12 protein-coding genes are annotated in these 13,349 nt (G+C 71.0%); 2 read left to right on the top strand and 10 right to left on the bottom strand.

Features of this window, described 5'->3' with window-relative positions:
- Positions 1-14: 14 nt before the first annotated feature.
- Positions 15-1,178 (bottom strand): RNA-guided endonuclease InsQ/TnpB family protein, encoded by a 1,164-nt coding sequence (locus tag RR3_RS19965; RefSeq protein ID WP_072786545.1) that lies wholly within the window; start codon positions 1,176-1,178, stop codon positions 15-17.
- Positions 1,179-1,303: 125 nt separating this feature from the next.
- Here RR3_RS19965 and RR3_RS19970 point away from each other — a divergent pair, with 125 nt between their 5' ends.
- Both RR3_RS19970 and RR3_RS19975 read left to right on the top strand, forming a co-directional pair.
- A complete protein-coding gene (locus tag RR3_RS19970; protein ID WP_026137579.1) occupies positions 1,304-2,134 on the top strand; it encodes an SDR family NAD(P)-dependent oxidoreductase in 831 nt (276 codons plus the stop codon).
- Between the two features lie 79 nt (positions 2,135-2,213).
- A complete protein-coding gene (locus RR3_RS19975) occupies positions 2,214-3,284 on the top strand; it encodes a bifunctional alpha/beta hydrolase/OsmC family protein (RefSeq protein ID WP_017679937.1) in 1,071 nt (356 codons plus the stop codon).
- A gap of 20 nt (positions 3,285-3,304) precedes the next feature.
- Here the strand turns inward: RR3_RS19975 and RR3_RS19980 are convergent, their stop codons facing one another.
- The 9 genes from RR3_RS19980 to RR3_RS20020 form a co-directional block, all read right to left on the bottom strand.
- Entirely contained in the window at positions 3,305-4,294 is a 990-nt protein-coding gene (locus RR3_RS19980) for an ABC transporter ATP-binding protein (RefSeq protein ID WP_017679936.1), read from the bottom strand.
- Positions 4,291-5,277, bottom strand: a complete 987-nt coding sequence (locus RR3_RS19985; RefSeq protein ID WP_059174971.1) for an ABC transporter ATP-binding protein — start codon at positions 5,275-5,277, stop codon at positions 4,291-4,293. Before RR3_RS19985 ends, RR3_RS19980 begins: the two co-directional genes overlap by 4 nt.
- Positions 5,274-6,179, bottom strand: coding sequence for an ABC transporter permease (locus RR3_RS19990; RefSeq protein WP_017679934.1), 906 nt, complete (start codon positions 6,177-6,179; stop codon positions 5,274-5,276). Before RR3_RS19990 ends, RR3_RS19985 begins: the two co-directional genes overlap by 4 nt.
- Positions 6,176-7,123 carry an ABC transporter permease gene (locus tag RR3_RS19995; protein WP_026137578.1) on the bottom strand — a complete coding sequence of 316 codons (948 nt, stop codon included), beginning with the start codon at positions 7,121-7,123 and terminating at the stop codon, positions 6,176-6,178. Before RR3_RS19995 ends, RR3_RS19990 begins: the two co-directional genes overlap by 4 nt.
- 53 nt (positions 7,124-7,176) lie before the next feature.
- On the bottom strand, positions 7,177-8,712 hold the full coding sequence (locus RR3_RS20000; RefSeq protein ID WP_040270226.1) for an ABC transporter substrate-binding protein: 1,536 nt from the start codon (positions 8,710-8,712) through the stop codon (positions 7,177-7,179).
- Positions 8,713-8,750: 38 nt separating this feature from the next.
- Positions 8,751-10,274 carry an ABC transporter substrate-binding protein gene (locus RR3_RS20005; RefSeq protein ID WP_064065715.1) on the bottom strand — a complete coding sequence of 508 codons (1,524 nt, stop codon included), beginning with the start codon at positions 10,272-10,274 and terminating at the stop codon, positions 8,751-8,753.
- 50 nt (positions 10,275-10,324) lie between these two features.
- Positions 10,325-11,869, bottom strand: coding sequence for an ABC transporter substrate-binding protein (locus RR3_RS20010; protein WP_064065714.1), 1,545 nt, complete (start codon positions 11,867-11,869; stop codon positions 10,325-10,327).
- A 147-nt stretch (positions 11,870-12,016) separates the two neighbouring features.
- Positions 12,017-12,892, bottom strand: a complete 876-nt coding sequence (locus tag RR3_RS20015) for an alpha/beta fold hydrolase (protein WP_010596822.1) — start codon at positions 12,890-12,892, stop codon at positions 12,017-12,019.
- Positions 12,893-12,913: 21 nt separating this feature from the next.
- Complete coding sequence (locus RR3_RS20020) at positions 12,914-13,345, bottom strand: PPOX class F420-dependent oxidoreductase (protein ID WP_048773289.1); 432 nt, start codon at positions 13,343-13,345, stop codon at positions 12,914-12,916.
- Between the last annotated feature and the right edge of the window lie 4 nt (positions 13,346-13,349).

The following is a 13,349-nucleotide window of genomic DNA, read 5'->3' on the forward strand; positions in this document are numbered from 1 at the left end:
AGGAGATTCCCGACTCAGACCGCAACCGCACCACCACCGGGAGGGAGGTGATCCGCTTGACTCACGTCGTCGACACCGGTGTGGCCACGCTCCGCCACAGCCAGAATCACTCTGGCAGCGTTCCGGTCCCGGCACGCGGTATGCCCGCACGCCCAGCACCGGAAGATACGTTCCCCGAGTCCGAGGGGTTGCTTGGCTCTCGCGAAACACCTCGAACACGTCATGGTCGTGTACGCGGGCCGCACCAGCACCACCTTCCGGCCGGCCCGCCTGCCCTGCTCGAGCAACTCCCGTTTCACCGTCGCGATCGCGGCATCGGCGGCCGTGCGCGCCATCGTCGACCTCGACAGGAACCGGGGTCGGAAATCCTCCACCGCGACCAGATGATGCGCCTCGACCACGGCCCGGGCCCAGATCCGGCCGTCGTGCCGGCTGCGTCGGGCCGCTTTCTTCTGCACCTTCGCGGCCCGGGTGCGGGCCCGGCGATAGCCCCTCGAGGGTGGGTGCCCCGTGCCTCGGCGGCGCCGCGCCATCGTCCGCTGCGCTCTCGCCACCTGCGCCGCACACCGTTTCCGGTGCCCGTGCTGCGGCAGGTCGAACCCCTCCTCGGTGGCCGTCGCGGTGCGGGCCACGCCCCAGTCGATCCCGACCGCGCTGCCCGGGTCGGCGGCCGGGATCGGCTCCACCTCGCGGGTCACCACGAACGAGGCGTACCAGTGCCCCAACGAATCGCGGGTGATGCGCACACTCGACGGCTCCGACGGCAGTGCCCGCGACCACACCACCGGCACACTCACGCCTTTGGGCAGCACCAACCGGCCGTGGCGGATCCGGAACCCGCGGCGGGTGTACTCGAGCGACGGCAGGGTCTTCCTCCGCGCCTTGAACCGCGGCCGGCCCCGGCCCTCGACCGTGAACGACGCGTCCAACGCCTGCGCGTAGGTACGCAGCATCTGCTGCTGGGCGACCTGGGAGCCGTCCCGCAACCACGACGAGCGGGCTCGGGCTTCGGTCAACTGTTTGCCGAGTGTCCCGAAACTCGGTGGGCGGCCCGTGGCGAACTGGTGGACGGCTTCGTTCCACAGGAACCGGCAGCGATGCCACTCGGCGATCAGGGCAGCCGCGGCGGTGGTGCCCGGCCGCAACCGGTAGTTGTAGCGCACCACCTCGACCCCCATGCCGGCACGCTAACCGACCCCACCGACAGGTTCGCCCGACACCACCACTCCCCCGAAAGGAGGACGGCGCTTCCTCTCCCTCGTGAATGAGGCAGTATCGCGCCGCACATCAGATGACCGAAGACATGACCGAACACAAGGTAGCCCTCGTCACCGGCGCGAGCCGCAGCGTCGGCAAGGGCATCGCGTGCGCACTCGGCTCCGACGGCTGGACGGTCTACGTCACCGCCCGCGGCCCGGTCGGCACCGACGGCCCACTGGACCGCACCGCCGCCGAGGTCACCGCCCGCGGCGGGACCGGCATCGCCGTGCAGTGCGACCACACCGACGACGAGCAGATCCAGGCGCTGTTCCGGCGCATCGCCGACGAGCAGGGCGGCCGGCTGGACCTGCTGGTGAACAACGTGTGGGCCGGGCCGCCCGGTTTCGCGGGTTTCTCCGAGCCGTTCTGGCAGCGCCCACTCTCGGACTGGGACTCGCTCGCCGGCCTCGGGCTGCGTGCGCACTACGTCGCGTCCGTCGAGGCGGCGAAGCTCATGGTGCCGCGCGGCAGCGGAACGATCGTCAACATCTCCTCGTTCGGCACGCGCGGCTACCTGCACTCGGTGCTGTACGGCATCTCGAAGGCGGGGCTGGACAAGATGGCCGCCGACATGGCCGTGGACCTGCGCGGGACCGGTGTGACCGCCCTGTCGGTGTGGCCGGGGCTGGTCAAGAACGAGGCCATGCTCGCCCGCGGCATCGACAACTTCGAGGGCTTCTCCCTCGCCAACGCCGAGACCCCCGAATTCGTCGGACGGGTGATCGTCGCGCTGGCGAACGACCCGAAGGTGAACGAGCGCAGCGGGCACACCCTGATCACCGCAGAGACCGCCCTCGACTACGGGGTCCTCGACGTGGAAGGTAATCAACCGGATTCGCATCGGGCGGCGTTCGGCGGCGGCCCGCTGTACTGATCCGCGGAGGGCCCGAAATCCTCTGTGGTCCTTCCCGGGGACGAGATAGCCTCCGGGAAAGGGCGAGAGGGCGGGCACCATGCACAGTGAGAACATCCCCGTCGCCGGCTCCGGCGGCACGGAATCGACGGCGGTGCTGGATCTGCCGGGAGACCCGCCGCGCGCGTTCGCGTTGTTCGCCCACCGCTCCGGCACGGCAGCGTCGCGGATCTCGGAGACCCTCACCGAGCACGGCCTCGCCGTCCTGCGCGTCGCCTGCGGGACCGGCGAGGGCACCGCCTCGAGTTCCGAGGTCACCGCCCTCGTGCACGCCGCGGATCACCTGCGCGACCACTACGCCGCTCCCAGCATCCTGATCGGCCACTCCCTCGGTGGCTCGGCCGTCCTCGCGGCGAGCAAGCACGTGCCCGAGACGCGAGCCGTGGTCACGATCGGCGCCCCTGCGGCAACCGAACAGATCCGCACGCTCGGTGCCGCACTGCTGGTGATGCACTCCCCCGACGACGACACCGTCGACATCGACAACGCCCGGCAGATCTTCGAGGCGGCCCGTCACCCCAAGTCCTTCCTGTCCGTCGACGGCGCCGACCACCTGCTCACCCGGCAGTCCGACGCCCGGTTCGTCGCCTCGACGCTGGCGGTCTGGGTGGGCAGATACCTCGACGAGCACACCGCGCCGCAGCCGTCCCCGGCCGAGGGCGTCGTCGACGTCTCGTGGAACGGAGCCACCCGGTTCGGGCAGCGCATCACCATGGGCCGGCACCTGGTGACCGCCGACGAACCCCCTCCCGCAGGCGACGACACCGGGCCGTCACCGTACGACCTGCTGCTCGCCTCCCTCGGCGCCTGCACGTCGATGACGCTGCGCATGTACGCCGACCGCAAGCAGTGGCCGCTCGAGAACGTGTCGGTTTCCTTGCATCACAGCCGCATCCACGCCGCCGACTGCGAGGACTGCGAGACCCGGACGGGGCGGCTCGACAGGGTCGAACGCGTGATCCGGCTCGCCGGTGATCTCGACGAGCAACAGCGGCAGCGCCTGCTCGAGATCGCCGACCGCTGTCCGGTGCACCGGACCCTGCACTCGGAGATCGTGGTGGACACCGCCCTGGCAGCCGGTGATCGGACCGACGACGTGCCGCCGCCCTGAGCGCCGTCCGTCAGCGGGTGTCACGCCAGGTGGCAGGCCACCTGCCCGCCCCCGGGCACCTCGGTGATCTCGGGGCGGCGTTCCCGGCACACCGGCAGCACCTTCGGGCAGCGGGTACTGAATGCGCACCCGGCGGGCGGGTTCGCCGGGTCGGGCAGCTCGCCCGTGAGCCGGATCCGTTCGCGGCGGCGTTGACGGGCCGGGTCCGGCACGGGCACCGCCGACAGCAGAGCCTGCGTGTACGGGTGCGCCGGCTCGGTGAACAGCCGCTCCGACGGCCCCCACTCGACGATCCGTCCCAGGTACATCACCGCCGTGGTGTGGGCGATGTGCCGGACCACCGCGAGGTCGTGCGCGATGAACAGGTACGCGATGCCCAGTTCGGCGGAGAGCTTCTCGAGGAGCGCGATCACCTGGTTCTGGGTGGAGACGTCGAGCGCGCTCACCGCCTCGTCGGCGACGACGAGTTTCGGCTCCACGGCGATGGCCCGGGCGATGGCGATGCGCTGGCGCTGCCCGCCGGAGAACTCGTACGGGTAGCGCTCGGCGTGTTCGGGTCGCAGCCCCACCTGTTCGAGCAGCTGCCCGACCTTCCGGCGGCGGGCAGTGGCGTCGAGGTCGGTGTGCACCTCGAGCGGTTCGGCGACGGCGTCGCCGACCGTACGCGACGGATCCAGCGACGAGTACGGATCCTGGAACACCATCTGCATCTCGCGGCGCGCGGCACGCAGCTCCGACTTTCCCAGAGCGGTGACGTCGACACCGTCGAGCACCACCGACCCGGCGGCGACGTCCACCAGCCGCAGGATGCCGCGCGCGGTGGTGGACTTCCCCGAGCCGGATTCCCCGACCAGGGCGAAGGTTTCGCCGGCCCGGATGTCGAACCCCACCTCGTCCACCGCGCGGATCGTGCGCTTCTTCGCGAACGGGCGCCCCCGCACCGGGAACTCGACCCGCAGGCCCCGCACGCTCAGCAGCGGCGCGTTCGTGTCCTTCTCGACGACGGTCATGCGGTTCCCTCCAGCATCAGGTCGGTCACCCGGGCGCAGCGCGCCGTCCGGTCGTCGCCCACGGCGAGCAGCGGCACGTCGCCGGCGCACTCGTCGGCGCGGTGGGGGCAGCGCGGCGCGAACCGGCAGCCGACGGGGATCGAGCCGGGCGGCGGCGGTGAGCCGGCGATGGTGTGCATTTCGCTGCGCCCGCCCACGTCGGGCACCGAACGCAGCAGGCCTGCGGTGTACGGGTGGCGGGGCGTCGCGTACAGCGGCTCGGTCCGTGCTCGTTCGACGACCTGCCCCGCGTACATCACGACGACCTCGGTGCACAGGTCGGCGACCACCCCGAGGTCGTGGGTCACGAACAGCACGCCCATCCCGAACCGGCCGGCCATCTCGCGGATCAGGTCGAGCACCTGCGCCTGGATGGTGACGTCGAGCGCGGTGGTGGGTTCGTCGGCGATGAGCAGCTTCGGTTCGCACGCCAGCGCCATCGCGATCATCACCCGCTGCCGCATGCCGCCGGAGAACTCGTGCGGGTACTGCCGGATCCGGCGGGCGGCGTCGGGGATGCCGACGAGGTCGAGCACCTCGACCGCGCGGGCCGTCGCCGCCTTCCGGTTGACGCGGCGGTGCCGCCGTACCACTTCGGCGATCTGGTCGCCGACCGTGAACACCGGGTTCAGGCTCGTCATCGGCTCCTGGAAGATCATGGCGATGTCGTTGCCGCGCACCGCTTCCAGTTCGCGCGACGGCATGTTCAGCAGGTCGCGGCCCTGGAAGCGGATGCGACCGGCGACGGTGCGGGACTGCCGGGGCGGCAGCAGCCGCAGCACCGACGAGCAGGTGACGGACTTGCCGGAGCCGGATTCGCCGACGAGGCCGACGAGTTGCCCGGCCGCGACGTCGAAGGAGACGTCCTGCAGCACCGGCGTCCAGCCGGACGCGGTGGCGAACTCGACGCCGAGACCGTCGACGCTCAACAGGGGTTCGGTCACTTCTCGCTCCGATTCTCGCGGCCCACCGAATCGCGGATCCCGTCGCCGAGGGTGTTGCAGGCGAGCACGGCGAGGATGATCGCGACGGCGGGGATCAGCACGGGCCAGGCGGTGTAGTTCCACGCCTCGCGGCCCTCGGCCAGCATCCGCCCCCAGCTCGGGTCCGGTGGTTGCACGCCGAGTCCGAGGAAGCTGAGCGAGGATTCGGCGAGCATCGCGAAGCCGCACGCGAGGCTGATCTGCACGATGAGCGGGGAGAGGGTGTGCGGGAGGATGTGCTGGCGCACGATCCGTGCGGTGGGGGTGCCGATGCTGCGGGACGCCTCGATGAAGGTGTTCTCCCGCACCGCGATCACCGCGCCGCGCACGACGCGGAAGAACCTCGGGCCGAACACGATTCCGATCGCGAACATGGCGTTGGTGAGGTCGGGTCCCATGACGCCGACGATCGCCATCGCCAGCAGCAACGGCGGGAAGCTGAGGAACGCGTCGGCGATGCGGGAGAGCAGCGCGTCCCAGCGGCCGCCGAGGAACCCGGCCACGAGGGCGGGGATCACGCCGATGAGCAGGCCGACCGTCACCGAGATCGCCGCGGCGGTGACCGCGACGCGGGCGCCGTACAGCAACCGCGACAGGGTGTCCCGGCCGAGGTTGTCGGTGCCGAGCAGGTAGCCGTCGGACAGCGGCGGCAGCCGGCGGGCCGTGAGTTCCTGCACCAGCGGGTCGTGCGGGGCGATCAACGGGGCGGCGAGCCCGAGCACGGTGATCAGGGCCAGGAACACCGCCGCGGCGACGGCGGCCCGCCGGCCCCGGAACCGGCGCAGGAACCGGCGGCGCGGCGATTCGACGGCGGCCGGCGCCGCCTCCACGACGGGCTGCGAGGGGGTGAGGGTGTCGCTCATGCCGCGCTCCTGGTCCGAGGGTTGAGGTACCCGTACGAGATGTCGACGAGCAGGCTCATCACGACGGTGGCGAAGACACCGAAGATGACGACGCCCTGGATGGCGGGCAGGTCGCCGGACAGCACCGCCTGCACGGCGAAGTCGCCGAGTCCCTTGAGCCCGAACACCGACTCGATGACGGCCGTGCCGCCGAGCAGGAACGCGATCTGCATGCCGAGCACGGTCGCGGTGGGGATGAACGCGTTCTTCAGGGCGTGCTTCCACAGGACCGAGCGCCGCCCGAGTCCCTTGGCGGTGGCGGTGCGCACGAAGTCCTGCTGCATCACCTCGATCATGGAACTGCGCAACTGGCGGGCGATCTCGGCGGCGGCGGCGAGGCCCAGCGCGATCGCCGGCAGCAACAGGTGACTGAGCCACGGCCACACGCCCTTGGCGAGCGGGGTGTAGCCGGTGGCGGGCAGCACCCTCAGTTGCAGCGCGAAGACGAGGACCAGGATGAGGCCGAGGACGAAGTTCGGGGTCGCGACGCCCAGGGTGGAGCCGACGCTGGTGGCGCGGTCCTGCCAGCTGCCCGGCCGGCTGCCGCCGACGATGCCGGCCGGGATGCCGACGGCCAGCGCGACGAGCACCGCCACCAGGGTCAGGGACACGGTGACCGGCAGCCGGTCGACGATCATCTCGAGCACGGGCGCCTTGTAGGTGAAGCTGGTGCCCAGATCACCCCGCACCAGTCCGCCGAGGAAGTCGGCGTACTGCACGACGACGGGCTGGTCGAGCCCGAGTTCGGTGCGCACCAGTTCGATCTGTTCGGGTGTCGCGGTCTCACCGGCGATCCGGTGTGCGGGATCGCCGGGGATCAGGAAGATCAGGCCGAAGGTGATGGCGGTGGCGATCAGCAGCAGCGGTAGCACCGCGAGCAGCCGTTGCCCGATCAATCGAAGCATCCTGCCGGTCCTTTACATCTGTCGAGGTGTCGCTCGGGGCGGTGCCGCCGCGGTCATTCGGCGGCGGTGAGGCCGATCCCTCCCCATTCGTCCAGTGCGCGGTACGGCTGGTAGCCGACGACCCGGTCGGTGAGGGTGGCGCCGAGGTCGGAGAAGGCCAGGGGGATCATCAGTGCCTGGTCCACGACCGTGGCGGAGACCTCGCCGAGGAGCTGTCCGCGGGCCTGCTGGTCCGGTTCGGCGTTCGCGGCGGCCAGGGCCTCGGCGAAACCGGGGGTGACGTCGTGCGACGGGTTCTGCGGCGAGTCCGGGGCGAAGTACGTGGTCAGCAGCAGCGACGGATCGGCCCGTCCGGAGAAGGTGGTCAGCACGGCGTCGAGCTCACCGCGGTTGAAGACCGGCGACATCTCGGCGGGGCTGAGCAGCCGGATCTGCATGGTGACGCCGATCGCGTCGAGTTGCTGCTGGACGATCTGCGCGATCCGCTCGTTCTCGGGCAGGTTCATCACCCCGGCGGTGAAGGTGAACCCGTCCGGCAGTCCGGCCGCCGCGAGTGTCTCGCGGGCGGCCCGCTCGTCGTAGGCGTAGCGGTCGGCCAGCTCCGGGTTGTAGGCGAAGTAGCCCTGCGGGAAGTTCTGGCTGGCCGCCTCGCCGTGACCTTCGAGGGCGGAGCCGACGAGGGCCTGCCGGTCGATCGCGGTGCTCAGCGCCCGGCGCACGTCCACCTTGCCGAATTCGCTGCGGGTGCGGTTGAAGTGCAGGACGTAGTGGTTCAGGCTCGTCTGCACCTGCGAGTTCAGCCCCTGGGCGGCAGCGGGGTCGATCGAGAGCGGGGTGGCCATCGCGATGTCGAGTTCGCCCGACGCCAGCGCGTTGATGCGGGTCTGCGGGTCGGTGACGACTTCCCATTCGAAACGCTCGGCGGTCACCGATGCCGGATCCCAGTAACCGTCCCAGGCCGCGAAGTCGTACGACGCGCCGGGCTGCGCGTCGGCCACGGTGTACCGGCCCGCACCGACCGGCCGCAGCACCAGGGCGGCGTCCTTGTCCGGCGTGCCGAAGGCATTCGGGCTGACCATCATTCCCGGCAGATCGGACAGCGTCAGGACGAGTTGCGTGCCGGGCCCGTTCAACCGCAGCACCACCGTGGTGGGATCGGGGGTCTCGATCGCCTCGACCGGAGCGAGCATCGTCGTGGTGATCGAGTCCGGCTCCTGGGCGCGTTCGAGATTGGCCCGGACCGCCTGTGCGTCCAGCGGGGTGCCGTCCTGGAACTGCAGGCCCTCCCGCAGACGGAAGGTGAGGGTGCGCCCGTCGTCGGAGAACTCCCACGACTCGGCCAGTCCCGGAATCGGATTCGCGTCCCGGTCGCGGTGCACCAACCGGTCGTACACCTGGGTCAGCATGATGTTGTCCTGCGCGACCCGGGTCTTGTGCGGGTCGAACGACGACGCCCCGTAGGTGGTCGCGTACCGCAGCGTCGCCTGCGGATCGACGACGTCGGACGGCGCGGTGCCGGCGGAACCGCACCCGGCGAGGAGCGCGACGGCCAGCGCGGCGCCCAGGGCGAGTCTCGTGCGACGAGCCATGATGTTCTCCGTTTCTCGGCGGGGGATGGAGACGGGCGTTACGGCGCGGCCACTCCCACTCCGCGCCACTCGTCGAGCACCCGGCTCGGCTCGTAGCCGACGACGGTGCCGGAGGTGATCGCGCCGAGTTCGGCGAACGCGACGGGCAGCATCGCGGCGTGGTCCATCACCACGGCGTTGACCTCCCCGAGCAGGGCGGCACGTTCGTCGGGGTCGGTGGCCCGGTTGGCCGCCTCCATCGCCGCCCGGAAGCCGGGGATGTCGTCGTGCGACGGGTTCTGCGGCGAGTCCTGCCCGTAGTACGAGGTCAGCAGCAGCGACGGTTCGGCGCGCCCGGTCAGGGTGGTGAGGATGGCGTCGAGTTCGCCGCGGTTGAACGCGGGATTGAGGTCGGTCGGCGTCATCGACCGGATCTCCATCGTGATGCCCACCCGCGCGAGCTGTTCCTGCATGATCTGCGCGATGAGCTGGTTCTCCGGCAGGTTCGACGCACCGGCGACGAACGAGAACCCGTTCGGCACGCCGGCCTGCGCGAGCAGGGCCTTCGCGCGTTCGGGGTCGAAGGCGTACTGGCCGTCGAGGGCGGCGTTGTGCGCGAAGTACCCCGTGGGGAAGTTCTGGCTGGCCGCCTCGCCGTGCCCCTCGAGGGCGGTTTCGACCACGGCCTCCCGGTCGACGGCGTGGGCGAGGGCCTGCCGCACCTCGAGGCGGCCGAATTCGCTGCGGGTCCGGTTGAGGTTGAGCACGTAGTTGTTGAGGGTGGTCTGCACGTCCGCTTCGAGGCCCTGCTGCTCGGCCGGGTCGACGGACAGCGGCGTGGCGATCGCGGCGTCGAGCTGGCCGGAGGCCACCGCGCTCACCCGGGTCTGCGGATCGGTCATGACGATCCACTCGAAGGCGCGGGACTGCACCGCCTCCGGATCCCAGTAGCCGTCCCGGGCGACGAATTCGTACTGCGCACCGGGCTGTGCCTGCGCGACGGTGTAGCGACCGGTGCCGGCCGGGGTCAGTACGAGGGCGGCGTCCTTGTCGGAGGTGCCGAACGCGTTGGGGTTGACCATCATTCCGGGCAGGTCGGAGAGGGTGAGCACGAGCTGCCCGCCCGGGCCGTCGAGCCGCAGCACCACGGTCTGCGGGTCGGGGGCCTCGACCGCGGCGACACCGGCGAGCATGGCGGCGGTGATCGAGTCGGGCTGCATCGCGCGTTCGAGGTTGGCCACCACCGCGGCCGCGTCGAACGGGGTGCCGTCGGAGAACGTCACGCCCTGCCGCAGGCGCAGCGTCAGGGTGGAGCCGTCGTCGGCGAACTCCCACGACTCGGCCAGGCCGGGAATCGGGTTCGCGTCCCGGTCACGGTGCACCAGCCGGTCGTAGACCAAATTGAGCATGATCGAGTCGCTGGTGATTCTCGTCTTGTGCGGGTCGAACGACGACGCGCCGTAGGTGGTGGCGTAGCGCAACGTCGCGTTCGGGTCGGCGGTCTGCGCGGCGTCCGTCGCCGCGGAGCTGCCGCACCCGGCCACCGCGACGGCGACGGCGAGCACGGACAGGGCGGCCTTCATCGATCTGCGAAACATGACAGTCCTCGGGGTGATTCGGGTCGTCGACGGGTTCACGGGGCGGCGACGCCGACGCCGCGCCACTCGTCGACGAGCAGGGTGGGTTCGTAGCCCACGACCTGATCGGTCAGGGTGGAGCCGAGCTCGAAGAACACCAGCGGGATCGCGAGCGCGTTGTCGCTCACCAGTTTCGACACGTCGCCGAGCTTGTCGGCACGCGCCTGCAGTTCGGACTCGCGGTTGGCCGCATCCAGAGCCTCCTGGAATCCGGGGGCCGTGCTGCGGGAAGGGTTCTGCGGCGACTGCGCCCCGTACAGCGAGGAGAACAGCAGGGCGGGATCGGACCGGCCGGTGAAGGTGGTGACGAGGGCGTCGGCGTCCCCGCGGTTGAACGTCGGGGAGGCTTCGGACGGCGGCATCGGCTTCAGCTGCATGTCGATGCCGACCTCGGCGAGCTGTTGCTGCACGATCTGCGCGACCTGCACGTTCTCGGGCAGGTTGAGCAGGATGGCGGTGAAGGAGAACCCGTTCGGCAGTCCTGCCTGCGCCAGGAGCTGTCGTGCCCTGTCCGGGTCGTACGGGTAGGCGCCGGCCAGGTCGGGCTCGTAGGCGAAGTAGTCCTTCGGGAAGTTCTGCGTCGCGGCCTCGGCGTGACCTTCCATCGCCGTGTCGGCGATGGCCTGCCGGTCGATCGCGTGCGCCAGCGCCTGCCGCACCTCGAGCTTGCCGAACTCCCCGCGCGACCGGTTGAGGTTGACGGCCATGTGGTCGAGCCGCAGCGCCGTCTCGACGCGCAGGCCCTGCTGCTCGGCGGCATCGATGGTCAGCGGGGTCGTGATGGCGGCGTGGAGGTCTCCGGAGGTGACGCCGGCGAGGCGGGCCTGTGGGTCGGTCATCACCGTCCACACCACGCTGTCGGTGCGGACCGCGTCGGGATCCCAGTAGCCGGGCCGCGCGGTGAACTCGTACTCGGCGCCCGGCTGCGCGCGGGTGACCGTGTAACGGCCGGCACCGGCCGGGGCGAGGGCCAGCGCGGCGTCCTTCTCCGGTGTCCCGAATGCGTCGGGGTCGACGATCATTCCCGGCAGGTCGGACAGCGCGAGGACGAGTTGCGCGCCGGGCCGGTCCAGGGCGAGCACGACGGTGCGCTCGTCGGGAGTCGTGATGCCGGTGACCCCGGCGAGCATCGGTGCCGTCACCGAGTCCGGTTCGAGCGCGCGGTTCAGGTTGGCCTGGACGGCGGCCGCGTCCACGGGGGAACCGTCGGCGAAGCTCACCCCCTCGCGCAGGTGCAGGGTGAGGGACTCGTCCGTCAGCTCCCACGATTCGGCCAGGCCGGGGACGGGTTGCGCGTCGACGTCGCGGTGCACGAGCCGGTCGTAGACCAGGTTGAGCATCGTGGCGTCACTGGTGATCTTCGTCTTGTGCGGGTCGAAGGAGGACGCGCCGAAGACCGTCGCGTAGCGCAGCGGGATCGCGGGGTCGGCGACGCCCGAATTCTCGGACACCTCGGAGCCGCACGCGGTCACGAGCACCGCGCACGTTCCGAGGGCGGCCGTCCACCGCCGGATGGAAAACCTGCCCGTTGCGACCGGCATCTCGCCCCTTCCTCGAAGCGCTCGCGCGCACAATCGATTTCAGGACGGACGCCGATGCGCACGGCCCTGTTGCCGACCGAACGTAGGGGCTTGTGACGTGCCGCACATCGCCGTTCCCACTGAACGAGACCGTGCGGCAGCCGGTGGTCAGCCGAGCGCGCCGAGAACGGCGGCGTTCACCTCCGCGGCCGGGACCATGGGCATCGTGTGGTGCGTCGCGCCCTCGACGAGCACCGGGCGCAGCCGCGGACTCGCGGCCTCGACCGTGGCCGCCACCGTCGCACTGTCGTGGACCTTGCTGCCGGCCGCGAGGACGACCGTCGTGTCCACGGCGAGTCCGGCGAGGGCGCGGCGGGCGGGACGTTTCGGGACGACGAGCTTGCCCGCCGGGAAGTGCTCGGCACCGAGGGCGACGAGCTCGAGCCAGTCCTCGTCGAGTGACCGGCCGCCGGTCTCCCAGCGCAGGAATCGTCGCTGGCGGTCTCCGCTGGGCCGCAGCAGCAGCGGGACCGCGCGAGCCAGGTATCCGGCGCGCATCCGGACGAAGCACGAATTCGGATCGAGCAACACCATGTTGCGGATCCGCTCGGGGCGTTCGAGTGCGTAGGCGAGCGCGACCATGGCCCCGTACGAGTGGCCGGCCAGGTGGAACGAGGACAGGCCGAGCGCCGCGGCGACGCCGTCGAGCCACGACCGCAGGTCGTCCACGTCGCGCACGGGCCTTCCGTGCGCGACGCTCCGACCCACGTCACCGATCGGATCCACGGCCAGCACCCGGTACCGGCCGGCGAGCGCGGCGGCGTTGGCGAACCACACCGTCGACGTCGCTCCCCCGCCGGGCAGCAGGACGACCGGCGGCGCGTCGTCGCTGCCGCAGACAGTGACATGCGTTGTGCCGAAGTCCGATTCGACCGTCACCGGACGGACGTCTGCCGGCCATTTCGCCAGCACGGCATCGTAGGCGCGGAGGAACCGTTCCCCCTCGGTGGTGGTTGCGAACCCTGTCGTCGACGCGCGCGGCATCGTCTCCCCCTTTCGTCCGGATCAGCCGGTCGGTCCGGCCATCCCGTAGAACCGTTCCACCCGCATCCGCAGCACGAGCCGGCGGTCGGCGACCATCGCGTCCCGGAACTCGTCCCAGTCCGGATGTTCGCCCTGCACCTTCCGGTACAGGGCGACGAGGTCCTCGACGGTGTCGTCGTGCGGGTCCGCCGCGACGGGCGACAGCTCGGCCGTGCCCTCGGCGACCGCGTACGCCCAGCCGCCGGCGGCGCTGACGTACAGGCTCACCCGGGGGTCGCGGCGCGCGTTCGCGGTCTTGGCGCGGCCGTCGGTGACGGAGACCGCGAAGGTCCGTGTGCCCGGGTCGTAGTGGTAGACGATGTTGGACAGCTGCGGCCGCCCGTCCCTCTTCAGGGTGACGAGGGCACCGATCGTCGAAGTGGCGAACAGCGTTTCGAGACTGTCGGCAGTCACGACC

Origin of the sequence: Rhodococcus ruber NBRC 15591 (assembly GCF_001894945.1) — a bacterium.
GTDB classification, from domain to species: Bacteria; Actinomycetota; Actinomycetes; order Mycobacteriales; family Mycobacteriaceae; genus Rhodococcus; species Rhodococcus ruber.

Bases quoted from the DNA above. Each gene is read 5' to 3' on its own strand.
- RR3_RS19965 (WP_072786545.1), bottom strand. From the start codon at position 1,178: ATGGGGGTCGAGGTGGTGCGCTACAACTACCGGTTGCGGCCGGGCACC.
- RR3_RS19970 (WP_026137579.1), top strand. From the start codon at position 1,304: ATGACCGAACACAAGGTAGCCCTCGTCACCGGCGCGAGCCGCAGCGTC.
- RR3_RS19975 (WP_017679937.1), top strand. From the start codon at position 2,214: ATGCACAGTGAGAACATCCCCGTCGCCGGCTCCGGCGGCACGGAATCG.
- RR3_RS19980 (WP_017679936.1), bottom strand. From the start codon at position 4,294: ATGACCGTCGTCGAGAAGGACACGAACGCGCCGCTGCTGAGCGTGCGG.
- RR3_RS19990 (WP_017679934.1), bottom strand. From the start codon at position 6,179: ATGAGCGACACCCTCACCCCCTCGCAGCCCGTCGTGGAGGCGGCGCCG.
- RR3_RS19995 (WP_026137578.1), bottom strand. From the start codon at position 7,123: ATGCTTCGATTGATCGGGCAACGGCTGCTCGCGGTGCTACCGCTGCTG.
- RR3_RS20000 (WP_040270226.1), bottom strand. From the start codon at position 8,712: ATGGCTCGTCGCACGAGACTCGCCCTGGGCGCCGCGCTGGCCGTCGCG.
- RR3_RS20005 (WP_064065715.1), bottom strand. From the start codon at position 10,274: ATGAAGGCCGCCCTGTCCGTGCTCGCCGTCGCCGTCGCGGTGGCCGGG.
- RR3_RS20010 (WP_064065714.1), bottom strand. From the start codon at position 11,869: ATGCCGGTCGCAACGGGCAGGTTTTCCATCCGGCGGTGGACGGCCGCC.
- RR3_RS20015 (WP_010596822.1), bottom strand. From the start codon at position 12,892: ATGCCGCGCGCGTCGACGACAGGGTTCGCAACCACCACCGAGGGGGAA.